30 protein-coding genes are annotated in these 26641 nt (G+C 33.4%); 9 read left to right on the top strand and 21 right to left on the bottom strand.

Features of this window, described 5'->3' with window-relative positions; genetic code table 11:
- Positions 1-10: 10 nt before the first annotated feature.
- Positions 11-796 carry a DNA import protein CedA gene (cedA, locus tag BFU36_RS06270; RefSeq protein ID WP_069282753.1) on the bottom strand — a complete coding sequence of 262 codons (786 nt, stop codon included), beginning with the start codon at positions 794-796 and terminating at the stop codon, positions 11-13.
- A gap of 48 nt (positions 797-844) precedes the next feature.
- Positions 845-1456, bottom strand: a complete 612-nt coding sequence (locus BFU36_RS06265; RefSeq protein ID WP_069282752.1) for a DUF981 family protein — start codon at positions 1454-1456, stop codon at positions 845-847.
- Positions 1457-2086: 630 nt separating this feature from the next.
- Between BFU36_RS06265 and wrbA the strand changes: the two genes are divergently transcribed.
- Positions 2087-2683, top strand: a complete 597-nt coding sequence (wrbA, locus tag BFU36_RS06260; protein ID WP_069282751.1) for an NAD(P)H:quinone oxidoreductase — start codon at positions 2087-2089, stop codon at positions 2681-2683.
- A gap of 8 nt (positions 2684-2691) precedes the next feature.
- Here the strand turns inward: wrbA and BFU36_RS06255 are convergent, their stop codons facing one another.
- Positions 2692-3447 (bottom strand): biotin/lipoate A/B protein ligase family protein, encoded by a 756-nt coding sequence (locus tag BFU36_RS06255; protein WP_069282750.1) that lies wholly within the window; start codon positions 3445-3447, stop codon positions 2692-2694.
- Positions 3448-3483: 36 nt separating this feature from the next.
- On the opposite strand from BFU36_RS06255, the gene BFU36_RS06250 reads away from it, so the two are divergent.
- Genes BFU36_RS06250 through BFU36_RS06240 form a run of 3 tightly spaced genes read left to right on the top strand, consistent with a single transcriptional unit; the run spans position 3484 to position 5370 of the window.
- A complete protein-coding gene (locus tag BFU36_RS06250) occupies positions 3484-3732 on the top strand; it encodes a lipoyl domain-containing protein (RefSeq protein ID WP_069282749.1) in 249 nt (82 codons plus the stop codon).
- Positions 3733-3734: 2 nt separating this feature from the next.
- Positions 3735-4586 (top strand): lipoyl synthase, encoded by an 852-nt coding sequence (gene lipA / locus BFU36_RS06245; protein ID WP_409349230.1) that lies wholly within the window; start codon positions 3735-3737, stop codon positions 4584-4586.
- Positions 4567-5370, top strand: coding sequence for a biotin/lipoate A/B protein ligase family protein (locus BFU36_RS06240; protein WP_069282747.1), 804 nt, complete (start codon positions 4567-4569; stop codon positions 5368-5370). The genes lipA and BFU36_RS06240 overlap by 20 nt, the downstream gene beginning before the upstream one ends.
- Positions 5371-5559: 189 nt before the next feature.
- On the opposite strand, the gene BFU36_RS06235 is transcribed toward BFU36_RS06240, so the two are convergent.
- The 4 genes from BFU36_RS06235 to BFU36_RS06220 form a co-directional block, all read right to left on the bottom strand.
- A complete protein-coding gene (locus BFU36_RS06235) occupies positions 5560-6594 on the bottom strand; it encodes a (Fe-S)-binding protein (protein ID WP_069284631.1) in 1035 nt (344 codons plus the stop codon).
- 8 nt (positions 6595-6602) lie between these two features.
- Positions 6603-8009 carry an FAD-binding oxidoreductase gene (locus tag BFU36_RS06230; RefSeq protein ID WP_069282746.1) on the bottom strand — a complete coding sequence of 469 codons (1407 nt, stop codon included), beginning with the start codon at positions 8007-8009 and terminating at the stop codon, positions 6603-6605.
- An 89-nt stretch (positions 8010-8098) separates the two neighbouring features.
- Positions 8099-9172 (bottom strand): FAD-binding oxidoreductase, encoded by a 1074-nt coding sequence (locus BFU36_RS06225; protein ID WP_069282745.1) that lies wholly within the window; start codon positions 9170-9172, stop codon positions 8099-8101.
- Between the two features lie 146 nt (positions 9173-9318).
- Positions 9319-9798: a CoA pyrophosphatase gene (locus BFU36_RS06220; protein WP_069282744.1), complete on the bottom strand. Its 480-nt coding sequence runs from the start codon at positions 9796-9798 to the stop codon at positions 9319-9321.
- A gap of 102 nt (positions 9799-9900) precedes the next feature.
- On the opposite strand from BFU36_RS06220, the gene BFU36_RS14070 reads away from it, so the two are divergent.
- Positions 9901-10044: a hypothetical protein gene (locus BFU36_RS14070; RefSeq protein ID WP_197490544.1), complete on the top strand. Its 144-nt coding sequence runs from the start codon at positions 9901-9903 to the stop codon at positions 10042-10044.
- 39 nt (positions 10045-10083) lie between these two features.
- On the opposite strand, the gene BFU36_RS06215 is transcribed toward BFU36_RS14070, so the two are convergent.
- Both BFU36_RS06215 and BFU36_RS06210 read right to left on the bottom strand, forming a co-directional pair.
- Positions 10084-10827 carry an ABC transporter permease gene (locus BFU36_RS06215; RefSeq protein WP_069282743.1) on the bottom strand — a complete coding sequence of 248 codons (744 nt, stop codon included), beginning with the start codon at positions 10825-10827 and terminating at the stop codon, positions 10084-10086.
- A complete protein-coding gene (locus BFU36_RS06210) occupies positions 10808-11635 on the bottom strand; it encodes an ABC transporter ATP-binding protein (RefSeq protein WP_069282742.1) in 828 nt (275 codons plus the stop codon). The genes BFU36_RS06215 and BFU36_RS06210 overlap by 20 nt, the downstream gene beginning before the upstream one ends.
- Before the next feature lie 12 nt (positions 11636-11647).
- On the opposite strand from BFU36_RS06210, the gene tsaA reads away from it, so the two are divergent.
- Positions 11648-12055: a tRNA (N6-threonylcarbamoyladenosine(37)-N6)-methyltransferase TrmO gene (gene tsaA, locus BFU36_RS06205; protein ID WP_069282741.1), complete on the top strand. Its 408-nt coding sequence runs from the start codon at positions 11648-11650 to the stop codon at positions 12053-12055.
- Position 12056: 1 nt separating this feature from the next.
- Here the strand turns inward: tsaA and BFU36_RS06200 are convergent, their stop codons facing one another.
- Positions 12057-12449: a CBS domain-containing protein gene (locus BFU36_RS06200; RefSeq protein WP_069282740.1), complete on the bottom strand. Its 393-nt coding sequence runs from the start codon at positions 12447-12449 to the stop codon at positions 12057-12059.
- A gap of 63 nt (positions 12450-12512) precedes the next feature.
- Complete coding sequence (locus tag BFU36_RS06195; protein ID WP_156770058.1) at positions 12513-14054, bottom strand: hypothetical protein; 1542 nt, start codon at positions 14052-14054, stop codon at positions 12513-12515.
- Positions 14055-14479: 425 nt separating this feature from the next.
- Here BFU36_RS06195 and BFU36_RS06190 point away from each other — a divergent pair, with 425 nt between their 5' ends.
- Both BFU36_RS06190 and BFU36_RS06185 read left to right on the top strand, forming a co-directional pair.
- The gene (locus tag BFU36_RS06190) at positions 14480-14974 is read left to right on the top strand and encodes a hypothetical protein (RefSeq protein WP_069282738.1); all 495 of its coding nucleotides are present in this window, start codon (positions 14480-14482) and stop codon (positions 14972-14974) included.
- 105 nt (positions 14975-15079) lie between these two features.
- Positions 15080-15340, top strand: a complete 261-nt coding sequence (locus tag BFU36_RS06185) for a hypothetical protein (protein ID WP_069282737.1) — start codon at positions 15080-15082, stop codon at positions 15338-15340.
- Here BFU36_RS06185 and BFU36_RS06180 read toward each other — a convergent pair.
- From BFU36_RS06180 to BFU36_RS06170, 3 genes are all read right to left on the bottom strand, one after another.
- Positions 15337-16182: a hypothetical protein gene (locus BFU36_RS06180; protein WP_231961258.1), complete on the bottom strand. Its 846-nt coding sequence runs from the start codon at positions 16180-16182 to the stop codon at positions 15337-15339. The genes BFU36_RS06185 and BFU36_RS06180 overlap by 4 nt on opposite strands.
- 91 nt (positions 16183-16273) lie before the next feature.
- Entirely contained in the window at positions 16274-17689 is a 1416-nt protein-coding gene (locus BFU36_RS06175) for an MFS transporter (protein ID WP_069282736.1), read from the bottom strand.
- 133 nt (positions 17690-17822) lie between these two features.
- The gene (locus BFU36_RS06170; protein WP_069282735.1) at positions 17823-19031 is read right to left on the bottom strand and encodes a hypothetical protein; all 1209 of its coding nucleotides are present in this window, start codon (positions 19029-19031) and stop codon (positions 17823-17825) included.
- A 55-nt stretch (positions 19032-19086) separates the two neighbouring features.
- On the opposite strand from BFU36_RS06170, the gene BFU36_RS06165 reads away from it, so the two are divergent.
- The gene (locus BFU36_RS06165; protein ID WP_069282734.1) at positions 19087-21030 is read left to right on the top strand and encodes a protein kinase domain-containing protein; all 1944 of its coding nucleotides are present in this window, start codon (positions 19087-19089) and stop codon (positions 21028-21030) included.
- Here the strand turns inward: BFU36_RS06165 and BFU36_RS06160 are convergent.
- From BFU36_RS06160 to BFU36_RS06130, 7 genes are all read right to left on the bottom strand, one after another.
- The gene (locus BFU36_RS06160) at positions 21027-21797 is read right to left on the bottom strand and encodes an ABC transporter permease (RefSeq protein ID WP_069282733.1); all 771 of its coding nucleotides are present in this window, start codon (positions 21795-21797) and stop codon (positions 21027-21029) included. The genes BFU36_RS06165 and BFU36_RS06160 overlap by 4 nt on opposite strands.
- Positions 21794-22759: an ATP-binding cassette domain-containing protein gene (locus tag BFU36_RS06155; RefSeq protein WP_069282732.1), complete on the bottom strand. Its 966-nt coding sequence runs from the start codon at positions 22757-22759 to the stop codon at positions 21794-21796. Before BFU36_RS06155 ends, BFU36_RS06160 begins: the two co-directional genes overlap by 4 nt.
- Before the next feature lie 50 nt (positions 22760-22809).
- Positions 22810-23202 carry a universal stress protein gene (locus BFU36_RS06150; RefSeq protein ID WP_069282731.1) on the bottom strand — a complete coding sequence of 131 codons (393 nt, stop codon included), beginning with the start codon at positions 23200-23202 and terminating at the stop codon, positions 22810-22812.
- 85 nt (positions 23203-23287) lie between these two features.
- Entirely contained in the window at positions 23288-24679 is a 1392-nt protein-coding gene (locus BFU36_RS06145; RefSeq protein WP_069282730.1) for an APC family permease, read from the bottom strand.
- Between the two features lie 193 nt (positions 24680-24872).
- Positions 24873-25190, bottom strand: coding sequence for a hypothetical protein (locus tag BFU36_RS06140; protein ID WP_069282729.1), 318 nt, complete (start codon positions 25188-25190; stop codon positions 24873-24875).
- Positions 25191-25227: 37 nt separating this feature from the next.
- A complete protein-coding gene (locus BFU36_RS06135; RefSeq protein ID WP_069282728.1) occupies positions 25228-25719 on the bottom strand; it encodes a DUF2299 domain-containing protein in 492 nt (163 codons plus the stop codon).
- The gene (locus tag BFU36_RS06130) at positions 25712-26614 is read right to left on the bottom strand and encodes a glycolate dehydrogenase (protein WP_069282727.1); all 903 of its coding nucleotides are present in this window, start codon (positions 26612-26614) and stop codon (positions 25712-25714) included. The genes BFU36_RS06135 and BFU36_RS06130 overlap by 8 nt, the downstream gene beginning before the upstream one ends.
- Between the last annotated feature and the right edge of the window lie 27 nt (positions 26615-26641).

Here is a 26641-nt window from a genome sequence, read left to right as displayed (position 1 = left end):
TTATTGATGACTAGATATCTATGTTTATAGGTAATCTCACTGAATATCCGCTAATAAAACTACCCAGTATAAAGGAAAAGCCCATTAAAATTCCAATGTATACTATTGGAAGAATAATAAAACTATAAACTAGAATTGGAAAGTTGAAACTGATCTCAGCTAGACCCAGTTGAAGATTATGGACTACTAAATCATACAGCGACGGACTAGTGCCGGAAATCAGTACTGGTAGGTATGGAAAGCCTATGTAGAACACTATTGCGAAACCTATAAGATATCCACCTATGCCTTTTCCCATTCTAAAAGGCAGTGACATCAATAATACTCCAATTGCTATTAACGTCATATATGAACCCTCTATAAATGTTCCAAACTCCAAATAAATTGCTAAGGAAAAAAGAATATCAGTTAAAAAAGATATGTACTGTAAGAGAGGTCCTAAAACGTTAATCAGATAAGTCGGAAACCTTATATAACTTACTAATGCTGATAAGGAGATGTACCACAACTTAAATGCATTAATGGTATAAATTAATTGTAAATCTAACATTCCAAAATCTAGATAAAATATACTCCAGCTATATCCTAAAGATGATTGAATTTGATTTATTATATTTATTATAAAGAAAAATAGGTTTATCCAAATATCGGCATATATCGCATCTAATATCATCTTATGCCCAAATCTTTTAAAGGAAGAAATAGGAATCGGAGAACCGTAAAATAAAGCTCCTAAACTATACGTTAAGGAAGCTATTACGGATGCTATGTAGAGAAGATAGAAAATAGAATACATCAAATAAAAAAGAGAAAAAATTGGGTGAGAGTTAATAAAAAATAATAATTAAAGAGTTGGAGGAACCCACTTAGAGAAACTTACTAAGTGTTCTGGTACTGCCTCAAGACCAATGTAACCAGCTAATAGTCCAGCTAATATTAGTAGTACAGCATCTAAGACCAAGAATATCTTACCATATTTGCCATGATCTAGGAATAGAGAGACTGGATAAAAGAATATTGAAGATAGACCAGTTAATCCATATAGAGCAAGTAACGCAATAGGTTCCAAAGTCATATTATGCTGGAAACCAACTATGCCGTAATAAATTGTTATCAGTCCATATAAGAGTGCCATAAATCCTAAAATCTCTAGCTTATAACTATACTTAATACTTACTGCAATACCAATTATACCAATGCCAAGTATTGGATAAAGGTCATAGAATAATATATTATAACTACTAACCAGTGGCCATGCAATTAATCCATAAAATCCTGTAAATGCAATAAATACTCCTAGAAGAAGTGAAGGAACGTAAATAGACTGTAAAGCGTTTCTGTAGTCACTAACTGTACTATGAACGCGGTAAGTCTTTATTAAACCATACGCTAAAACTAAGAATGCTATTCCCATTGCTTCAAGTTGGCTTGTAAGTATATCTACGAATAAAGCCATCCTGATCACCAATTATAATTATGCTTTAGGAAAGATATAAGTAGGATATGTATGTTTTTATACATTTGTACTTCTGCTTTTATGTGGTCCAAGATTTGATTATATTGTTTTAACAAATACTTTCAATAGTGACACATTTTATTAGAAATTATTTTAATATATTTTATTATTTTATTTTAAAAAATCTCATTAACACCCTCTTACTCACGGGAAAACATTATAAAAAGTTAGACATTTGTGTTATTTTATTAACAAGATCTATCTTAATATACCTCCGAACTATTTATGGTATAATGTTTAGATTAGATATTATTATGTTCACGCTTTTCTCCAGTTTCTCCAAATTTACCCTCTAAAATTATATTCACCAAGTTTCATAAGATGATTTATACGAGGAGATTCTAATCTTAGGATACTCGTCTCACTTGTTGACTTCCTCCCTGCCAGGAATGGCGAGGCTTTCCTCATTTTATCAACTTTATGTATGGTTCCTTAATACATGACATTCGAGAACTACTTTATCTATAAGTGAAAACGTTGAAGATCCATGCTAATAATATTTTTAGAGCATGCTCTGACAAGTCCTCTCATAAAAAATAACTTTATTTTTACATACGTCGAGATTAACGCATGGCATGCCCTAAGATCTTAGTACTATTTTATGGATATGGTTCTATAGTAGATTTAGCAAAAATGTGTGCTGAAGGAGCAAGAGAAGTTACAGATGAGATAAAAATGGTAAGAGTACCTGAGTATTTTCCAGAAGAATTAGTCAAAAAATTTAGGATAAACATAGATAGTGTTAAGGATATACCAGAGGCTACACTTTCTGATCTAGAATGGGCTGATGGTATAATAATGGGTTCTCCAGGGAGATTTGGAAATTTAACTGGGCAGCTCAAATTATTTTTAGATCAGACTGGTGAATTATGGAGAAAAGGCTCGCTGTATGGAAAACCGGTAGGTTTCTTTACTGAAGCATCAACTATACATGGAGGTCATGAAAGTACTATTTTAGCAATGGCAAACTATGCATATCACCACGGAATGATCATAGTTCCATTAGGATATGGAATAAAGGAGATTGGTTCAACAATGACGGGAGGAGGACCGTATGGAGCTACCCATTTAGGAAATAAGAAAGAATTAGATAATAATGAAATTACAATAGCTAAATTCCTAGGAAAGAGAGTAGCCGAAGTTGCTAAAAAATTAAGATGCAGTTAAAAATTTTATCATCTCTTAAATATAAAGCCTTTATTTGAGTATTTTTCTTTAGCAAGCCTCTCGGCAATTTCTAATTCCTCATTCGTTATTTCATCTAGATAACTTTCCACACCTAAGAGATCCTCAAACCCCTTTATGAATGCTTTAACAACTTCATCGAAAAATATAGTTCTATTAAGTAGTGATGAAAGATTATTTACCTTATACTTGACCATATCAATTTTATCACTTTTTTTCAAATTTCTAGGGGGAATTATTAATGCCTTATACAATACCGATAAGTCCGCAGAAACTAAGAGTGTCCCGTGAAGCATGTATTTCTCAGAAAGTATATAACCCGCATTACCAGAAATCTTATATCCTAGGAACGTTATATCGCTCTCGTTGTGAACTTCAACTGGACTAGAATTGGTTAGAAGTTCTATTGCATTTATAGTTCCATTCAAAAGTTTTTTATATAGAAAATCTATTCCATATACCTTTTCATTCAAGTTCCTTGAAACTATTATTGTATAGTTTATGTTTCCCATATCATGATATACTGAGCCTCCACCAGATATCCTTCTTAGGAGTGGTATGTTTTTCTCTGTTATATACTCTAAATTAATTTCATCATTAACTCTAGAAAGAATACCTAAAACTACACTCATATTATTCCTCCATATTCTCAATACCAAGTCATTTTTGATAAGAAGGGCCTCATCTATCGCTAGGTTAAGATAAGGGTCTTCGAGAATTTCTGTAAGTATTACACGTAATTTCATCTAATTATTTAACCTTAATTTACCTTTATATTTATTGTGAGGACAGAAATAAAAGTCCCTGAAGATATATGGCCTAGAAGGAGAGACTGGGAAGGTGAGGTAGTATCGGTTTACATAAAAGATGGTGATCATGTAAATGAAAACGATATCGTAGCTGAAATAGAAATAGAGAAAGTTGTTTTAAAAATTGTCTCTAAGGTTAGTGGAAAAATTGTTAGAGTTGAAGTTAAGGAAGGAGACAAAGTAAAGCCTGGTTCTACGATAGCGGTAGTAGAGGCAATATGATAATGAAAACTAAAATAATGGTAAATGAAAATGAAAACTTCAAGAGAATATCGAGTATCGTAGTTAGAAATGGAATAAATACAGTCTGTGAAGAGGCCTTATGCCCTAATATCTTAGAGTGTTGGGGATCTGGCACCGCAACTTTCATGATAATGGGTAATATTTGTACTAGAGGATGTAGATTTTGTTACGTAATTAAAGGTAAGCCAGAGAAATTAGATGAGAACGAACCAAACAAAATAGCTAACGCGGTAAAGGAAATGGGATTAGACTATGTAGTAATCACAAGCGTGGATAGAGATGATTTGCCAGATGGCGGAGCTCATCACTTCGCCAACGTTATCAGAAAAGTCAGAGAGGTAAACCCTAACGTAATAATTGAAGTACTTACACCCGACTTTAGGGGAAATGTTGAAGCTGTAAACCATGTAATAAGTGCGGGTGTAGACGTTTTCGCTCATAATGTTGAGACCGTGAAAAGACTAACACCAATTGTTAGAGATCCTAGAGCTTCTTATGAACAAAGCCTTAGAGTATTAGCATATGTTAAAAACGTTATCAAAAAATCTTCAATCTTATTGGGTTTCGGAGAGACGTTAGAGGAAATAATTCAAACAATGAAGGATTTAAGGGATGTCGGAGTTCATATTCTAGTCTTGTCACAGTACATGAGACCTAGCAAAAAACAATTAGAAGTTAAGAAGTATTACACGGTAGAGGAATTCAAAAAACTTGAAGAAATAGCTTACTCACTAGGGTTTTCGGCTGTAATATCGTTACCATTAGCTAGAACTTCCTATAAAGCAAAGGAAGCTTATTTGAAGGTGATAAGAGATGTTAAGGGTAATAATTGATGCGGTTAGGGATCCACAATACAACATGGCTATTGATGAAGCTATAATGAGATCTCGTAAAAACGTTAATTATGATACGTTAAGACTATATATGTGGTCTCCTTCTGGAGTTAGTTTAGGAAGAGCACAGAGTGCTGAAAGAACAGTAAACTTGAATGCCATAAAGGAGTTGGGCTATAAACTGGTTAGAAGACCTACTGGAGGAGGTGCTTTATTACATCCAGAAAATTATGAGATCACATATAGTGTAGTACTTTCCTTAGAGCATAAGATAGGAAAGTTGAGTGTAGATGAATCAGCCTCAGAAATAGCTAAGGGAATACTTAATGCTTTAACTATCTTGGGCAGAGATGTTAGAATAAAAGGATTAGGGGATAGGGAAAAACATAACTTATGTTATCTTAGGAGCGGTTCAAGTGATGTGATAATAGATGGGAGAAAGATTTCTGGCTCAGCTCAAGTAAGGGATGATAAGGCACTACTCCAACATGGAACACTCCTTCTAAATTTTGAACCAGACACATGGTTAAAAGTAATTAAAATGCAAGGCGTGACTCCCGAGTTCTTAAAAAGCAGAATAGCAGGACTTTATGAATACGTAGATGCTAGTATAAGTCAAGTAACTAACGCGTTAATAGAAGGATTTGCCAAGGCACTAAATGAAGAAGTGTTTTTCGGAAGTATTACCCCAGCAGAAATGGAATTATCGCACCAACTGTATAAGATAAAATACTCAACTGATAAGTGGAACTTACTAGGAACGGAAGGAATGCCTAGCTCTTAATGGCGGGGATGGTAAAGTGTATAAGTTTTCTACCCCTTTATTTGTATAAGCCAAATGGGAGAGGGTCTCTGACCATCACGACTACCCCCTCGTATGAGATACGTAAACATAAATCGATGAGAGGAACTTGTGAAATTCACTAAGGGAACACTAGCCATTTAGAGGAAGTCAGTAGGAACGGAAAAATGACTACAAGAAGTCTGCTATATGAAATACGTCAAATCCCATTGACCTAATAGATAGGGCACAAATACTATTTGTAGCTATAACTCTCCTCACACCACTTTTCTCTATCTTTTCTCTCTTTACACTTCTCACCATATCAGAGAGTTTAGGATGGGTCAACCAGTAATCACCACCAGCTCCACACTCAAAGAAGGGATCTTCCATCTCCCTTATTTCTAGCCCCATTTTCTCAGAAACCTCCTTAATATATCTGGTTAGCTTCTGCCTATACGCATGACATGGGTAATGAATAGTAAAAACTCCCTCTCTCCTTGGAACTTCCAAATTCTCTTTAACAATGAATTCTGAGAAGTCATAAACGTGTAGATTAATGCCAAATAATTCACTATATTCTTTCATGAACGCTGAGCAATTAGATTGAAGAAGTACAATTTTCTTATCCTTAATCTTCTCATGGAGCTTCTTAGCCAAGTTCTCTGCTCCCTTATAGTTCCCATTACTTATGTGGGCTAATCCACAACATCCATTGATGATTTTCACCTTGTAGTATTTACTTAAGTAATTGAAAGCTTTCTCAACAGTCCTTCTAAAGAAAATAGACTCTATACAGCCTGGAAATAATATTATCTCTTCTTTTCCTTCTCCTTTCTGGCCTTCAAGAGGCGAATTAACCTCAACATTACCTACAAACTCCATAAATCTCCTTATATCTGGGTGATCAATTCTATTCATAGTTTTTAAAACTCTAGAAAATATAGATGGGTTTTCTAACATTTTTTCTATTATTGTTTGTTTTATATCGCTTTTCCTATAAGGTACTATTATTTGTCCGTATTTAACACCAGCAGGGCAAGCTGTTTCGCATAACCTACAATACATGCAGGTCTGAAAGCCTATGCTATTTATTCCTGCTCTTACAGCCTCTATTCTGCCTCTAGGCGAATGAACCTCATTTCTAGTAACCACATAGGTAGGACAAGTTTCCAAGCAAAAACCACAGTGAGTGCACATCTCAGTCAGTTTTAAAGATTGCATTATGCTCAAGTTTAATCACTCTCAAATAATAAATGATTATGAATTGGATTAACTACGTTACATATCTCAGTTTTATCGGGTGGGATAAGCTTACATTTATTTAAAATCCCCTTGGGATCAAAAGTTCTCTTGATTCTTCTCATAACTTTCAGATCGTCTTCTGAATAATAATACCTCATAAACTTAATCTTCTCAACACCTATCCCATGTTCTCCACTAGGAACCCCACCTAACTTTATAGCTAACTTAGTAATTTCCTCCCCAGCCCTTATTGCGTTAAGAGTATTTTCTACACTCTTAGGATCAAAACCTATTAGAGGATGTAAAGTGCCATCTCCAGCATGAAAGCTATTAGCTACTGGCAGATTGTATTTCTTGCCTATCTCATAAGTGTATCTTAAGATAACTGGTAATTTAGACCTAGGAACGTTTGCGTCTAAAGTCAAATATGCTGGTGAATAATACGCAAAAGAAGGGAAGGCTCCCTTCCTTCCTAACCACCATCTATTCTTTTCCTCCTCGTTTTTTGGAATGTAAATTTCTCCTGCAGAATTCCTAATCGCATTAATGACTTTTTCTTCTTCCTCCTCTACACTTTTTGAATACCCATCGAGCTCAATCAAAAGTATAGCATCTACGATTGGATAATTTGCCTTATACTGTGTGTTTTCAATAGCGATAATTGAATTTTTATCTAAAAACTCCATAGCTGAGGGGGTTACTCCACTCTTATATACATTTACAACAGCCTTAGCTGCATCTTCTACTGAGTTGAATGCCGCCATTATAGTTTTGCTGGACTCAGGTTTAGGGAATAACCTTAATGTTGCCCTTAAAATAACTCCTAAAGTCCCCTCTGCTCCTACAAAAATTGAAGTGGGATCAAAGAAATTAGCTCCACCTATCTCCTCCACTGTTCCATCAGTAAGCAGTACCTTCAACTTAATCACACTATCAAAAGTCGTACCATACTTAGGAGTATGCATCCCTCCAGAATCGTGGCTTATATTTCCACCTATAGAAGAAACCACATAGCTTGAAGGGTCAGGGGCATAAAATAAATTAGTGTTAGATAAAACCTTATTTATCATGAAATTAGCTACTCCCGGACCTACCTCTACTTCGTATCCATTTACACTATAAATCTTATTTAACCTAGTTAAAGAAACAACTATTTCTCCTTGAGTTGGTGTAGTAGAACCGCTTAAACTAGTCCCAGATCCCCTTATCAAATATTTAACATTATTCTCATTTAATAGGTTTACAACATTTATTACTTCTTCTTCATTACCGGGTAATATAACAGCTTTAGGTTCTACCTTTAGAGGGATAAAAGCTGGATATGAGAATAACTTAACATTTTCGTCCTCAATTACCCACTGATCTCCAACGATCTCTTTTAGCTTTTGTAGAAGCATGGTCAAGTTAACAATTCGAATGACGATTTAAAAGTCAGTCTTTTAATATATAGTTTAAGGAGTATATATTTACGTAGTAATGTAACATACTAGAAAAGATTAGGAGATAGTATATTGCTAGGATCCAATGCCTGCTTTAGCTTTTTCATAGTTTCACTCTTAAACCCCCAGTAATCACCACTGTATTCTCCTCTTTCTACTACGACATATCCGTTTACGTTCCTCCTCAACTCATCTATATGGTTGAAATCCTTAACAATAAGTCTACAGTAACCAGTACCTAAGATGCAATTAGCTCTCTCAACTTTCACATAATTGTAAACTTTCTTTATCTCCTCGATCTCTTTTCCCCTAGTTACATGTATAGATATTACATTATCCCCTTCATAATTTAATCTATACAAGCGCTCTTCAGCTTTAGCCCCTAGCTCTTTCTCAATATCTCTAATTACCTTATTGAAACCTAAAAAAAGCACATATGAACTTTCCTCATTTCTCTCGTTCCTTTCGTATATAATTGAAACCGGTCTATATTTACTCATTAATTCAACGTTATTAGTTTTAATAGTTACTATAGTTTCTGGCGATGGATATAGCTTTAATGTAGTTTCTAAATAAATACCTAACCATCCTAACGATCCGGAAATAACTTTGTGTAACTTATATCCTGAGGAGAATTTTGCTGTCTTACCTCCACTCTTCACTATTATCCCATCGCCCGTAATTATCTTTGCCATTAACACTAAATTTTTAGGATACCCGTAAAAAGAGGAAAAAATAGTTGGAAAATTAGTTCCTAATAAACCTCCTAAAGACCCTTCAAATAACGCAGGAAGGAACAACCCTTTAGCTCTTAGTAGACTAAATAGTTCCTCAACTTTTATACAGCTTTGTGAAGTGACGTATAAATCCTCCTCTGATATCTCCAAAATCTGATTGAAGTTAGATAGATTTAAGCCTATATCAACCTTGATTTGAGGACCAATATGGTGACTATTAAAGCAATAAGGATATATGCTTAGTTTTTCCTTATTAGCTAAATTAATAATTTCCTTTACTTCCTCATAAGCTTTAGGAATTACTGTAACATTCCACTTGACGTGGGTTGTGTTATTACCTTCATACGTCTTTGTTATCTTTCCTAATTTATCGATCCAGTCCACGAATATTATGTAACAATTAAAGAATATAAATATGAGAAATTAAAGTTTCATTAGGAGACTGACCTATAATTATTTAATATATAATTATTAAATATCATACCACTTAGCTATAAAATTCTACATTAAAATTAATGAATTTACTTATCTCAAACTTTTACCCCCGATATCTCAAATAGTTTAGAGAGTATTCTATAAGTCATACCCCAAATCCTATATTGTCCATAATAAAACGCGTTATCTCTTCTTATGAATTCAGTTTCGTGAATCCAAAAAGCTTTTTCTACTTCAGCTGGATTAGGCTTAGGTTCTATTATTTCGTCCGTCAAAGCTATATATGCCCTAACTCTCAATTTAACGTTGTTAGGAGAGAAAATACCTAAAGTCGATTTAATATCAGGAGTTATTCCAACTTCTTCTTCACACTCTCTTATAGCCGTCTGTAAGGATGTTTCATTAGGCTCTCTCCTTCCTCCCGGTAAAGCCATTTGCCCTGACCAAGGATCTTTAGGATTACTAGTACGTTTAATTACTAGTACATATTCTCCCTTAGCAATTAATACTACTACTGAAGCATCGCAGTCTTTATCATCAACTAAGTTAAGAGTAAGAAGCTTTTTGACGTCCACAAAATTAAATAGTTTTTCTGATAATTATTTTTAACTTAATAAATGTCTCGGTAAGCTTAACGCAAAAAGGCTTAAAAGGACAATGCTATTTACCATTAGACCATGGCTAGAAGAAGCTGTCCTAAATGTAACAAAGTTGTCGAAATTAACGTTATACATGAGGGAAATAAAGTGATCAAAAAGTGCCCTAATTGCGAATACATTTTCATAGAATATGAAGTGAAGAGGCTTAGCACCTCAACTTGACTTCCCTTCTCCATAAATGTAGAGGCTTCTTTATTTTCATTAGATTTCACGCCATCTACTAAATCTTACCGATAGCGAAAGGAAAATGATTGCTTCAATGAACAAGATTATAAACGAGATATATAGCATATTTTGATTAACGTTTATGAGCCCAGTTATCCCTTGAGCAAAAATAGCCGACGCAGTAGTAGGTATCGGTAACAAAGCTAAGTAAACGTTTTTTGGTAAAAAAGTGTAAGGATAGAAAACTGGAGGTACGATAGTTAATATACTCGATAATAAACCTGCTAGACCCCAACCATACCTCGTATGAGGTACTAGACTGGCTAGGAAAAAACCTATTGAAGAAGTAGTGAAGAGCAGTAGTATCATTGTAACTAGAAGTGGAAAGAAGTTCATTAAATTAATTACCTTATAGACTATTGAAAGTATAACATATAGTGCGATTCCGGGCAAAGTATATAGTAAATTAGCCAACATTAGACCTATAATATAATCGCTAGGCCCTATTTGGGTAGCTACTAACAAATCTTGTAATCTACTTTCTAGCCTTAGGAAAACGAAGTCCCCAATCGAAGAGAAACCATTGTTAGCCATTACACTTATGAGACCCCCGATAATGGCGAATTTGACAAACGTTCCATGGGTTATAATGTAAATCAGAAATAGTTCAGCTAGTGGTATACTTAAATAGGTTAAAACGTAGATGAAACCTCTTTTTATTGAAGAGTATCCGTAAAAGATTGTAAAGGCAAACAAGAATTTACTCTTCAAGACTCTCACCGCTATAAATTATGAATAGATCCTCTAAAGTTATAGGCTTAACCACGTATTTTCCAACGAAATCAATAGCCTTATCCCTTTCAACGTATTGTATACGCAAATTACCCACCTTAATATCTCCAGTACCCTCTACCCTAACCTTATCTTTGAATTTTGATAATAAATCCTCTATAGAACCTATAGCGATTAATTTTCCCTTGTTAAGAAGAATTACCTCATTGGATAGCTCCTCAGCCTCCTCCATATAGTGAGTCGTTAACACTAGCTTACTTTTAATACTCTTTAAAATAGACCATACTTCTAACCTAGAATAAGGATCTAAACCTGTAGTCGGTTCATCAAGCAGTACTACTTCAGCATTCGACGCTAATGCCATGGCTACAAAAATCTTCCTTTTCATTCCACCAGATAACTCATCACTCGGCTTATCCTTAACTTCCCACAACCCTACCTCTTTGAGAACTTTCCTTGAAACTTCTTCTGATTCCTTAATAGAATATCCCCGAGCAGTTAAATACATTACTAAATGTTCAAAAGGACTTGCAATACCAACCGGTTTAGCCTCTTGTGGAATTGATGCTATAATTTTTCTCACTTTTCTTACATCCCTAACTACATCATAACCCTCTACTCTCGCTATACCACTAGTTGGAAGTAGCTGCGTCGATAATATTCTCGTTAGCGTAGTCTTCCCTGCACCGTTTCTCCCTAACAGAGTGATCACTCTAGCATTAGTAATAAAACTCACATTATCAAGAGCCTTAGTACCATCCCTATAAATCTTTGTAAGATTATTAACTTCTATCATATTTCTTATCTTATGCAAGTTTGCTTTAAATATATAGGTTTCATAAGGAGGACAGATAATACGGCATCTAGAGAATTTCCGGTAGAAATCTATATTAATGAAGAATATAGTGAAGGTCTTAAGGGAATAGAAGAATTCTCACATATTATAGTAATATATCATCTACACTTAACACAATTTGATGGAAGATTGTTAAGGGAAAAATCTGGCGTTAAAGTAGGTGTTTTTGCAACGAGGTCTCAAAATAGACCAAATCCTATTGGAATATCGATAGCTGAGCTTATACAGAGAAAGGATAACATATTAATCGCAAAGGGCATTAACGCATATAACGGAACGCCCGTATTAGACTTGAAACCTTACGATAAATGGGATAGTGTAACTGATATAAGAGTACCAGCATGGCATGATATAAGATAAATCACCAAAATGATAGATCAATAGCCATCAAATTTAACGCTCTAGCTACATCCCTTATCGATACAACTCCTAATAAGTTTCCTTTCTCGTTAATAACAACCAAATGCCTAATATTATTTTGGTACATTATTAACAATGCTTCCGTAACATCCTTATCAGGGGTTACCATTATTAATCCTTTTGTCATAATAGTCTCAATTGGACTATCATAAGATAGTCCATCAGCAACCGCTCTAACTATATCTCTTTCAGTAACTATTCCGATAGGTTTAGCATCAGAAGTTATAATTACTGAACTTATGTTTTCCTTCTTCATTATTTGAGCTACCTCTCTAATACTAGCCCTATTACTAGCAGAAATAGGCTCTTTATTTATTAGATCACCTACATTCATCAATAACAAAATTGATCTCTCAAATTTTAACTTTTCCGCTAGGTAGAGAAAGTTTTCATTTTTTTATTGTTTTCCTCTCTTACTTATCAAGATTAGAGATATCAGTATGAAAACTATTATAACTACTGTTATAATAATCAAATAGTTGCCTGCTAGCGCAAAATTATCTAATGATATACTTGTATAAATTAATCTATCGGGAATTGTAGCCAATTGGAAATTATATACTACAAAATAAACGCTAGAGCTATCATCGAAGATATATATTTTACCATTATTAATAAAATAATCGGAATTATTTAGAAATACTATAGATTTATTTGAAGCTTGCCTTAAAACCACTATATTACTAGACATATTTATAGGAGATAAACATAACAGATTAACAGTTTCATTATTAATTAACCCGCTGGTTAAAATCTTCTGCGATAGAAATATGGAATTATAAATAGTTACATTATTTATTTCAACACTTATTGGCCTAACTAAGGAAACATTAATAACATTACCGTTTTTGACATAAACTATTCTTGAAATATTATCTACATTTATACCTACCAAATATCCTAAGCTACCATTAAAATATAGTGGATGACTAAGAAACACATGAGCAGTACTCTCAACGCCATAACTATTTATTATTAATAAAACTGGATACCCTCCAACTATTATCTGGACTTGCTGATTTCTCTGAATAAGTGAAGGATATGTATATATATCATTACTTTCAAATATAGTTAAATAGGAGTCATCCGCATAGGCAGTATTAGTTGAATTAACAAAGTTTTCGATTTTAACAAATCCGATTAAAGAACCATTGTAGCCGAAAAATTCTAAGGCTAAGAAATTAGAACTAGAGTTCGAGTACTTCCACATCATTGATGGAAATGGAACTCCATCTAGCAAAGATACTCCTATTGTATATGAACTGTTAAAAGTATGATTTATCAAGCTAAATGTTCCTCCGCCTAGAGAATTATTATATCTTATCGGTATGTTAAGAGGGAAGAGAGGGGTTAGATAAGTATACTCGTACTCGCTCACATACAATATCCTATATAAACTCATGTTGACGTATCTCGATACAAAAGTGTCAGTATTAACGCTAAAATTAATGTTGACTATTTTAGAGCCATTAAGATATTGAAGGCTAACAGTACCACTCCCATTAATGTATCCAAATCCATCAATTAATCTTGAAGAATTTAAGTAACCAGCCCAAACGATTTCTTCTTCTCCAAAGGAATATACTAAAATTCTTATCAAGTATGGTACGCCGCTATAGACCTTAATTACATTATTTTTTACCGTTACATTCACGAACCCATTGAATACCGTTAACTTGCTTACTGAAATCGTGAAATTATAATTGGTCACAGTTATATTCATTCCTTGAGTATATGAATAGTTCGTAAATTGATGAACAACTTTGTAAGTTAGCTCGGTCAAACTAGCATTAGTATTAGTATGATTTTCAAGAATAGTTAAATAATTCTGTTGTATAATTTGATAAGTAATATTATTATAGGTTGCACTAAGAGGATGAATAATAAGCGACAAAATAGATAAACACAAGGTGAAATAAATCAAAAATTTAAATTTCATCTTACTTTAATCCCAAATGATAGTATATAAATTTGTCTACAAGACATGATTAAATTTGATACGTCTTTGGAATATGATTGATACTAAAATTTATTTGTTTTTAGGGTTAACCAATTTTCAAGTTGAATCACGAATAAATGAGCTGCATCAAAATGAATATTTCCTATTACTACTTTTAAAATATTTATATAATATGTTTATATGTAAACTAGTTATCAATATTGATAATATCATAAGCATACAATAAAAAAGATCTTGCTATAATTATGAAAAATTTTATATTGTCAAAATTACATAAGAGAGTGGATTTGTCCAAATTTATCTTTTTAAAAACTATAAAATAAAACGAAATTTTCTCAGTTCATATATGTGAAACTATAAATGGAACACGATTCTTAAAAGGATGGGACGACAAGTTAATCTCAATGAAAGCGCAAATCTTAGCTCTAATAGCGATATCATCGTTCGTAGCAGGTCTAGTAGTAGCTGGAGTAAGTGGATATGGACCATTAGCTTATATATCATATCACATTATAGTAAGTCAACAACAAGCACAGGCTCAGATAATACCAGCATACATTAATCTAGGTAATTTAACTCCTGGAGAAAACGGAAGCGTTAGCGCAAAGGCTGTGATAAACATTTCATCGAACGGAACTTTCACTATACAACTGCTACATTCTGAAAAACTACAAAAAGATTTCTCTGAGTTTATCGTAAAATTAAGTATAAATAATACTACGAATATAACTCTAACACCAGAGAATAGTACGGCTGAGTTAAATCTCACTAAAGGAGTATATACAGTATTGATAGATATTACTTTCCAAGTATCTCAGAATCCTCAAGGAGACCTCAATGTTATGCAAGAGCCACTTTTGATAATCCATCCATCCGGGGAAGAGAACGTAAATAGTTAAATAAATTTTTTCTTTTAAATTTAAAATAGTTTTTTCTCACCACTACTCGGCATCCCTTTTGCTCTATTCATAAGTTTTTTAACTATAAATTGCGATTATCTAATTATGAGCGTAGAAATTAATGAGAAAGGAGTTACTATAAAGATTCCTTCCCTATCAATAAACATATCATTTTCTAAAGATCAGATTCAAAAAATAGAAGATGCAACTCCTCCAGATGAGATCTGCAACTTCATTAGAGGTAGAGGAGTAATTTTCGCTGGAAGTACTATTGATGGTAAAGTTATTTACTATAATTTAAAAAGAGGAGAGAAGTGTATTTTAATTACACTCAAAGACGGAAGAAAAGTTTACGTTGGTACCTAATCATATTTTCTTTCTATCACCTTCACTTTATCCCTTTCTACCATTTTTAGTAACTTTTGAATTTCCCTGAACCTTAACGCATCGTTATGAACTTTTATTCCTAAATCATTAATCATAGAAATTATTTTATTATTGAGATATACACCCCATCTAGGAATTATGTACTTACTTTCATAACTTAAATTTGGTGCAATTAGAGAATCATCAATTATTTCCTTAGCCTTATCTACATTTACCTCGTATAATACATACAGCATAAACAAATCTAACTCGATCTTATCTTTTTCACCGCTAATTTCTTCAATTACCTTATTGTATGCCTTATTTTTATCTACTCTAAAGATACCCTCTAAATCCTCATAAATTCTAATGAAATCCCAATCATATCTATTTATTAGCGCTTTAATTGCATCGTCAGAAATAGGGTCAAAAATTTTGTTTCCCCTTTCAAATACCTTATTGAAAGCATAAGGCAAGTACACCTCTCTCATATCTTTTTCGTCCTTTTTAAAACAAGCATCTAATAAGTCACCATAAAAACCACCTACTCTTATTACACTTTCAATTAAACTATAAGTTACAATCTCATAATATTTAGCTAGCGGTATTACCTTATAATAAAAGAAAGGATCTTCAGCTATTATTTTGGCTATCCTATCTCCTATATCACTGTAAGACCAGTTAACCCTTTGACCTATTTCATTAATTAGTGATATTTCGCCATCTAAAGAGGTTAGGATATAATCGTCAAACTCAACGGTATACTTTCTTTTCCCTCTCCTTGGCATTACGTTAAAGTTTGATAGAGGTAATATAAAAATATTATCATCTGTACTGTTCATTTAAGATGCTTACGTTTTAAACTGTAATAAGTATTTAATTTAATTAGCAAAAATAGAGAAAAATATGACAATAAATAGATTAAGCTAAAAATTAAGTCCTTTGATCAGCTTGTACGGTTATTAGTTCCTCATTACTTATCTCTTCTAAACTTCTGTTCTTAGTTTCGGGAAGTGTAAATATTGTAACTATTGCTCCAATAACAGACACGATCGCTAGCATAAATAAAATGTTCTTAAGACCAATTGCGCTGAGCAGTACGGGGAATAGATAAGTAGTTATGGCGGCGCCTATCTTACCGGATGCAGCACTAATTCCATGGCCAGTAGTTCTCGCCCTAGTTGGATATACCTCAGATGGTATTACAAAAGTAGTAGTATTAGGGCCAAAGTCTATAAAGAAGAACGAAAAGGCGTATATTAAGAAAGCTATTTCTGCCGGTACTAGTAATCCAGTGACTTTAGTCCCGCTTACGACTAGCATGAGAGCTACAATCGTGTAGATTACACTCATTAGTATAAACCCTTGAACTTGTATTAGCTTCCTTCCCAATCTATCCATCAAAGCTACTGCTGTAAAATACCCAAAAAACCCGACCATGTATGGTAGTCCTTGTTCTAAAATAAGATTAGGCAAAGAAGATGGCTTACCTAATATTAACTGAGTTATTGTACCTGAGTAAATTCCAGTGCCATAAAACGCTATATCTAATATAAACCATGGAATTGCAGTACCGATTAAAGTGATCCAGTATTTAGAGATAAACTCTTTAACCGATAAGGGCTTCGATACTACAGTTTTGTTATTTTCTATTTTTGCACCTAAGAATTCTGCAGCCTTCTTAGCGTTTTCCGCATCTCCTTTAGCCAGTAAAGAATATCTAGGAGTTTCAGGTGTTTTCCTCCTCAGATATATTACTGTCAAAGCTGGAATTGCACCTATACCAGCCATAATTCTCCAAGACAGATCTAACGGAAAAGCCAACGTGGCTCCTATTCCAACTGCCACAGCTGCTAACGAACCCAATCCTTGATTAGCGAAAACCAAGGCAACTAATTTTCCTCTGTCTTTAACGTTAGCGTACTCACTCATTATTGTTGCAGAAATTGGATAATCTCCTCCTATTCCTAATCCCATTATAGACCGAAATGCAATTAGCCAATATATATTAGGAGCTAATGCCGATAACAAAGCACCTATAGCCATTAATGTCGCTTCTACTCCGTATATCGCCTTCCTCCCTAAAATATCGCCCAAAAAACCAAATACCAATTGACCTATGATCGCAGTAATTAAAGCCGAGGAAGCCAACAAACCAGTTGTAAAGTCATTTAATGGAAAATTAGGACTATTTAAGTATTTAAAAACATCTAAAATTGCACTAATTATGAAAAGATCGTAAGCATCAGTAAAAAACCCCATACCGGATGTGTACCAAACCTTTATGTGGTTAAAGGAAAGCTTTATGGAATCTAAAGAAGCAAAGGGATTTTGGTAATTTTTGCCCATTTCTAATTCCTCGAGTTCATGTATGTTGCACAGAATTATATACTTAACCTATAGACTAAATATAGACTATTGTCAACTATATATTTTATATAGTTACCTTGCATGCTTAAACTTTTGTAATTATGGTATAGAGTTAGCTACTCCTATTTAATCTCATCAATAGGAGAGCTACTATTACCAATATAGACGATATAAGTAAAGAGTATATTAGAGCTAAAGAATTTATGTTGAATCCCAAATTTCTTGATAAAAGGACATAGTTTGATGGTTTACTAATGTAAAAGAAAGTATAGCCGTCAATGAAAATGCTTGATGTGTCAATCACGTCAAATTTTCCTTTAAGTAAATATATACCTTTGTGTGTAAAGTAGTTGATTAGACCTATTCTAGGTATATTATTTATAATAATGAAAGTTAAAGTTAAGTTCGAATTCAGAGGATCTATAGGAAATATTGTTATTGTATCATTTTGTATAACACTACCGTATGTTGTATTGAAGATAACCAAGCTATAGTTTGGAGTATATAATGAGCCTAAAACGCTAAATGGAGTTTCTACTCCTTCATTAGTTATTACAAAATATCCTAGCTTCTTAACATAAGGATAAACATAATATCCGCTTTTATTATAAGTATAAATTGTAATTCCATTATCATATATCATTGATAATTGAGCTACCGGAACTCCATTAATCCCCTTAATTATCTCTACCACGTAACTTGTGGAGTTATAAATTGTAACCGGCACGTATGTATAATTAAATGGAAATATGGCATAAGTTGGTTTATCAAATTGAGGTAAATTATAGCTCAAAAAACCCTTCACGCTAATATTCTTAATAATAAAATTATGTAAGTTGATAAGTTGCAAAGGAAAGGATTCACTTTCACCAGGTAAAATGGTCTCGTTTATTGAAATTACTGCAGGAACGTTAGCTACGATAATTGTAATCCTTAACTGATTTAGATAGGGAATCGGTAACATTAAACTTATACCATTTGTTTCAAATCCAGACCATATTACGTATTTGCCTTGCAAAACTACTGCAAATATGTTAGGTAAATTTGTATTTATTGACAAAGTCCAATTATTCGAAAAGTATGATAAATTTAAAAATCCAGTAAACGTAGTAGTGAAATTTGATGATATTAACTCACTTTGAACTATAGACCTATTTTCAAGAGAGTAAGAGAGGAATATTTTAGAATCTCTAATATAGTATTGTACATAATTTATGTTAAACGTATACGTATTAGAGTTAGCATGCGATATATTAAAATCACTAATAACCGAAATTAGAAAGAATAACAAAACTATAACAACAAATTCCTTAGCATTCATTGCTGATTAGTATAGGCTAAACTAATTTTAAACCTTATCACAATATACTTATCTCATGAAAACAAGTAACGTATTAAGGTATATAACGGGATTTTTAGGATTCCCTAGCTTGATATATGCTATAATATTAATTCTTCAACGAGGTTTAACCTTTCCTCCTAAGCTAATAATTATAGCGGACTTAGGTCTCTTATTCTTTAGCCTCTTGGCTCTAACATATACTTTTACCCAGAAGATACTCATAGAAAAACCTTTTGCTATATTCTTTGCTATAATATTAGTTTATCTAACATTTTATTCATTCTTGCCTATTCAGAATAAGATATTCCTATTAATGGGAGCAATCATAGAAACCCAATTAGCTTCAAGGAGAGGTATAGGAGGCACAATCTATACAATTTTAGACGTATTCATGATGTCGTATTTCGTGTATAACTATCTCCTTTCTTCATCTCTTTTATCGCTGTTAGGGGTTGGATTAACATCATTATCAATTGTCTTAGCTAATAGAGATAGAGGAATAAGACTAATATCTTACGTAACTTTTCCTCTTTCAATCCCATTACTAGTTTTTAGCCTAAGTAGCATACTATTATCATACCCCTTAGGCTTAAATATAGTTGGATTAGCAGTGGGTGTACTATTACTATTATCAGCGATTTTTCCTATTAGGAGTAAGAAAGCTAAGCTAGATCCTTCAATTTTAGTTAAAGATCCTCAAAGATTTAAACAAAATCTGTGTAAAGAAATTAATAAAAGCGATTGTAACAAGTCAATAGAACTTTATAAAAATTATATGATATACATACCGCAAAAATGCATTGAAAAAGTGATTCAATGTTGCGTATTTCAAAATGATATAAACACTTTCCGCCTCATAATTGGGAGTCCCTCTAACGTCCAAATCATCGAAAAATATATTGATAGACTCACTCCAGAAATGTTATATGAATTAGCAATCCAAACTAATAAAGAAAGTTTATTAGAATTAGCATGTAAGAAAGGTTTTTCAAGGGCGTGCTCTAATGAACATAATAGACCTTTGGACATTAATAATTGGGATGAAAAAGTATGGTTAAATAAAGAAATACATGGATATAAGGTTATAGAAATTATGGGTATTGGAGGAACTAGCTACGTCCTAAAGGGGGAGAGAGAAGGAAAATTATTTGCGTTAAAAATACCATTGCCCAAATATCTAAACAACATCGTTGATATAGTAGGAGAATCTTCTAAACTCATTGAATTATCTAGCAAATCACTTAACATTGTAAGGCTATTTGCCATTTATGCTGATCAAAATGATATTAAATCTATATTATCTGGCGATTATGAATATTATGTAACCAGACCACCACTTCTTGTGGTAGAACTCATGGAGGGTGGGTCTATAGATAGTTTAATAAGAAATCCTAACTTGATAAAGGATATATATTGGAAAAAGCTAGTGATCTTAGTATCTGCAAAGATGGCTGAAGCGTTAGAAATTGTACATTCAGAAGGTTACGTTCATTGTGATGTAAAACCACAAAATATATTGTTCAGTGAAAAGCTCCCCTCAGATTTAAAATCTGCTTATGAAAGAATAAGGGGAAATAACATATTAGTAAAATTAGCTGATTTAGGCTCTGCAGTAAGGGCTGGACAAAAACCGTTTAGTTATACTCCTGCTTATGCTCCCTTCGACCTAATTAAAGCTTCAGTACATGGTGGTGTATCTCCTACAGTAGATGTATACTCTCTTGGCGCAACAATATATAAGTTGCTCACTTTAAGTTCTTTAAATAGTCCAGAGATGATAAAAGCTATGGAAAAATATGAGTTAAATAAGGATGAGAATCTCTTAGACTACAAATTATATGACACTAGGAGATTAAATATATTAAAAAGATACATAGATAGTGATATAGCTAACTTCATAATAACAATGGTTGATCCGGATCCTTCTAAAAGACCTACTAGCAAGGAGGTAAAAGAATTCTTTTACTCTAAAGCTTAATCCACAGTTAAGTACTTTTCTATAACTAAAGATCCTATTATCAGCATTATTATTCCAAACGCTACTAGGTATAACAAATATAATGGATTAGGCGGATCTCCGAATAGTAACGCATCTCTGCCTAATTCTGCTGCATAGGTTAAAGGATTGCCATTACTTATTGTTTTTAGCCAAGAGGGAAAGAATGCCTCTGGAAATAATGCAGTACTTGAAAACATTAAAGGTAGATTCAATAAGTTCGACACTACACCAGGCGCCTGCCAATCTGAGGTATTAGCGGTAATAATTCCGTAAAGTGAAGAGAATCCTATACCAAGGAATACTAAGCCTATTAACCACTCTACGAGTCCTATCCAATCTATATTATATGCTACACCTAATGCTAGACTCGCTATTATCATTATTGGAACTTGTATTAGCCCTCTAGTCATACCTCCTAACACTTTAGCATAGAATATAGCCGACTTCCTTGTTGGTGTTATTAAGATCCTCCTTAAATACCCCAGCCTTTTATCTTGAATTAGACTCATTGAGCTGAATGAACCTACCATCATCATTGATACTGATAACTCCCCCGGCACTATGAAGGCTATGTAATCATTAGTGTGAAAGAAGGTTTGTAAAAACTCTTTAGGTACTTGTGAAAAGCTACTACCGAAGAATACTATCCACATTATTGGCTGAGCCAATATCATTATCCACATGTATCTACTTCTAAAGAACCTTTTCATCTCTCTCTCATAGAGAGCTATAACCTTATCTATCATCTTCTAGCCCTCCTTATTGTCATATAAAATCTTCTAGCATCAAACTCTCCTTCATCTATTGTAGTTCCAGTTAAGGATAGGAATACAGTATCTAAACTAGTCTTATATAATCTTATCGATTTTAGTTTAACGTCAGATATTTCTCTAATAACTTCTGGTAAAACATTTTCAGCATTTTTTGTCCTAATCCTAAGCTTACCGTTGTTTGCTATCACCTCTCCAAATTTCTGTATTTTACTAAGGTTGATAGTTGTTCCTTCATATTCTATCTCGATGATGTCTGAACCATATTTTTCCTTTAGGTCATTAGGACTCCCTATAGCTATGATTTTTCCCTTATTGATTATAGCTATTCTCTCACAAAGAGAATCAGCCTCTTCCATATAATGAGTAGTAAGTAAAACACTAACTTGAAAGTCCTTATTTATTTGCCTTATTATATCCCACAACGCCTTCCTAGTTGAGACATCTAAACCGATTGTTGGCTCATCCATAAAGATGACTTCCGGAGAATTAAGTAAAGCCAAAGATATCTCCAATTTTTTTCTCATGCCAGTTGAGAATTTACCTACCTGTTTATCCTTAAATTCATAAATACCAAAGTATTTTAATAATTCAGATGCCCTATCTTTCCAATCTTTTAAACCCTCTAATTTAGCCTGTAACTCTAAATTCTCCCATGCTGTTAAGTCATCATCCACTATGACTTCTGCTGCTATCCAACCTATTCTCTTCTTTACCTCTACTGGTTCCCTGACCACATCGAACCCAGCTACGATAGCCTTACCAGATGTAGGTTTGGTTAGCCCAGTAAGAATTTTTATCGTAGTGGTCTTTCCAGCACCATTAGGTCCTAAAAGCCCAAATACTTCTCCCCTCCTCACTTCAAAATTAATGTGATCCAATGCGATAATATCCCCATAATTCTTAGTTAAATCTTGAACAAGTATCGCAAAATCCATGAACATAAGATATATCTTTAAATTAAAAAGATTTTCGATTTCGATATCGATTACTTTACCACTAAGACTGGAACATTAGCTTTAGAAACAAGCTCACTCGACACACTTCCCAATATCGCTTTTTTAATACCCGTAAGACCTCTACTTCCAGAAACTATTAAATCACAACCAATATTATTGCAATATTGAATTAATGCTTCTGCTACCTCATTACTTTCGAGTATTTTAGAAACTACTCTATATCCTTCTAACTCCTTAATTACTTCGTTTTGCATCTCTGAAGCCTTCTTCTCACTTTCAATTATTACTTGTTCTGGACTTTTAGGTGCTTCTTTGATTACTGTAACTAGATGTATTTCGTCATCAGATTTAATTAATCTTATAACAAAAAACAACGCCTTTTTCGATCTATCTGATCCATCAAACGCTACTACAACTTTCACATTGTTAATATATAACTAATAGATTTTTAAATATAACTCTCAACAATATTAAAAAGTTTAAAATATAGACGTAGAGGAATAGAAATTACCTACTAACAACTTTTTTAAGATACTCATCTATAGTAATAACTTTATTGTTCTCATCAACTACCAACGATCCAGGATTACCCTTGCTAGCCTTTAAGGCATACCACACTACAGTTAAAACTCCAAATGACGCAAGGGAAAAGATTTGAACCATATCCATTGATAATATTGACTGAATGTCTCCCCATGAATTAATAAGAGTAGCTATTACTGGGATTATTACATATCCTAATTTCAAGTTACCTATTCTCCAGTAGAAAATAGGTGCACCAAATCCATCAAATATTCTTCCTAATAACCACAATATTCCCTCAACAGCAGCTATCTCATTAAGAGCACTCTGAAAACCTAAAAGATTTATTGAAACGATAGTTATTACACCGGTCGCAACACCGGCTATGACGGTTGCGAATAAGGGCTCTCCTTTTTGATTCAACCTTCTAAAAATAGACGGTGCTGCATTCTCTCTAGCTAAGTTATATAATATTCTTGCTGAGCCCACTGTAGTGCCTATATTAGATGAAAGAAGACTATTTATAGATAAGATTAGTGAAATAAACAAGGCTATACTACCATATCTTATCATTTCTACAAATAATGGTTGAGGAGTACTAGTTATATTAGTTAGGGCTCCAGACCATAATGCGATTATACCATAAGTTCCTAGAAACATTGAAGCCCCACCTATTATCAACGCAAGCCACATACCTTTCGTTACATTTTTATGAGGGTCTTTCGTCTCCTCTCCTAAGTAAGTTGAAGCTCCTGCACCCGATATACTTACTGTGGTTAAAACGAATGCTGTGGCTAAGTCTCCGGGGCTTCTAAACTTTGGCAAGAAGTAGTCTAGATGAAATCCATTGGATAACGACAGTAGAAATAATACTATCAGTAATATAGCTTCAGCTGTAGCACTAATAGTCACAATATATCCTAGTAATTTTCTAATGTCTATCAGCGAGGCAATAGTCGGATATATTACTGCTAAAAATAGGGATAGGTATAAAACCCAAGTAGGAATATGAATATTCAGTAAATTAGACGTGACCGATAATATTGAATATATTGCTATAACATTTACCGCATTAAGTAATATATAAGCTACTGCTTCAGTTAATGCTTCGAGAAATGCAAACTTTTTACTTCTCCAAGCCCCATAATTGAAAGTATAATAACCTCCCGCTGACGCAATCTTTCTAGTGTACATTGATAACGTATAAATCCATAGAGCACTAGCAACTAGAGACAAGAAGGTAGTGAATACCACTGAAGAACCTGCATAGGCAATAGCTGCAGTAGTAGTTGAGACAACACTACCGAGCGGTGCTGTTACAGCCATAGCTTGAGCATAATTCTCCTTAAAAGACAACGCTGCCTTCTTGAGGTCCATATAACTTCCCTTTAAGCTTTTCTGTCCTAAAAGTTTAAAAAACTTTCCTAAATTAAGGTGAGGAGTTTCATAAAAGCTTAAAAGATGTTCCCTTAAAAAATATTAAATTAAGCTTATAGGAATAAAAGAAAGATATTATTATTCAAGGGATAATGCAGAACATCTATCAAAAGTACATCATTTTAAACAAAAACTATTTATTTAATTTAGCAATAAGCTCAATATTTTTCTTTAAATCTTCGAATCGTATTTTCATTTCAGGTGGCATAGGTTTCTTAGGAACTATTGAATTTACAATCTCTAGAGCCTTAAGGCTTTTTTCAATCGCTAACTTTTCGTTCTTATAAGAATCATAATATGCTTCCCTTAGCAACCTTAATGCCTCTCTCCACTTTTTTACATCTTCCTCAGTTAATATACCTTCCTTAACGTGATACATTACTATATCACTATCAACTAATGGTGCTTCATTATCTATAATCTTCCATAAAATGCTCTTAAGCTCACTCATACGTAGTAAGTTCATATTAAAAATAGAATAAAAATTTTTACGTGTATCTTAACGAAGTACTCTGTTGTGATTCATAAGGACCGAATTTTTGAGCAAACTTTAGCATAATACTTACTCCCGCATTTCTAACGTTTAATAAAGTTTTTATGAATTCATTTGCTGTCAAATTTTCCACAAACAAAGGTCTTGATATCTGTATAGCATTAGGCACTTCTTGATTGGGTGGTATTGCTACGAAGTCTACACCATATCTTAAAGCCTCTAATTGGAGATCTATTAAAAACTTTATTCTCTCCTCTTTTTTCATAGACATCAATGAGGATATATGAGTAGGATGTATTGCTATTCCCATAGCTATCACATAAAATTTTGAATTCTCGTTAATTCTTATTACGCTTAGGGCCGGTCCACCTTGAGGGGGAGCAACCAAAACGTGAAAATATTCTTTAGCTTGCGGAGGCCTATTGACGGATAAGCCTAATTCCTTTATCCACTCTTCTACCTGTTTATCAGCAGATTTATCAAACATAATCTTCTCTCCTCACTTCATTATCTCCGACACCGCTATCTATATATTTTTTCACATTCATACAAGCGATCGTCATAGCTCTTTTCATTACTTCATCATTTCCATAAGCTCCAGCAGTATGTAAAGTCCCTGTAAAATTATCTAACTCCCAAAGCTTAGTATTGAAGAAATCTTCCTTTCCGTTCTTTCTCCAAAACACATCAGTACCAAATCTGACATCAGGTCTTTCCCTCAAAAGTTTATAAATTCCCTCCTCATCTACTGTTTCTCCTCTTCCTACGTTGACTATTATCGTTTTTGGTTTAACGTTCTTTAGTAATTCATAGTTAAGTAAACTTTTAGTTTGCTTATTTAGTGGCAACGTATCAACTATTATATCAGCTTCATTAATCTTTTGCCTTAACATCGAAATAGTATGTTTCTCGTCAAACCATTCAGGCTTCTTAAACGACCTCGATATTCCTACTACGTAATTTCTGAAAGCTGACTTCCCAATTCTAGCAACTTCTGAGCCTATACCACCTCCACCTAATATTAATAACGTTTTACCGGTAACTTCATAAACAATAGTCCTCTTTTTAGTCCCTACACCTTTAGCTAATGCTAATATTAACCCCCATGTATGTTCAGCTACCGATAATGCGTAAGCTCCAGCATTAGAAAACACTTTAACGTTTTGAGGAAGTATAGAAAAATCTAAGTCATCCACGCCAGCTGAAAAAGTCTGTATTACCTTTATATTAGGCATCTTGCTTATTAAGTCTTTATTTACTCTACTAGGCCACGTCAATAATATCTCTGCCTCCCTAAAATCATTATCAGTCAAGTTTTCGTCTTTAACATTAATTACCTTCTTACACTCTTCCGGAACTTTCTCCGTTGATATGATCCTCATAATTTTTTATATTACCTAAAGATTATT

The organism is Sulfolobus sp. A20, from assembly GCF_001719125.1.
GTDB lineage: Archaea > Thermoproteota > Thermoprotei_A > Sulfolobales > Sulfolobaceae > Saccharolobus.
Note: the sequence above shows the minus strand (reverse complement) of the source record. Positions and strands in the feature narration are given on the sequence as shown.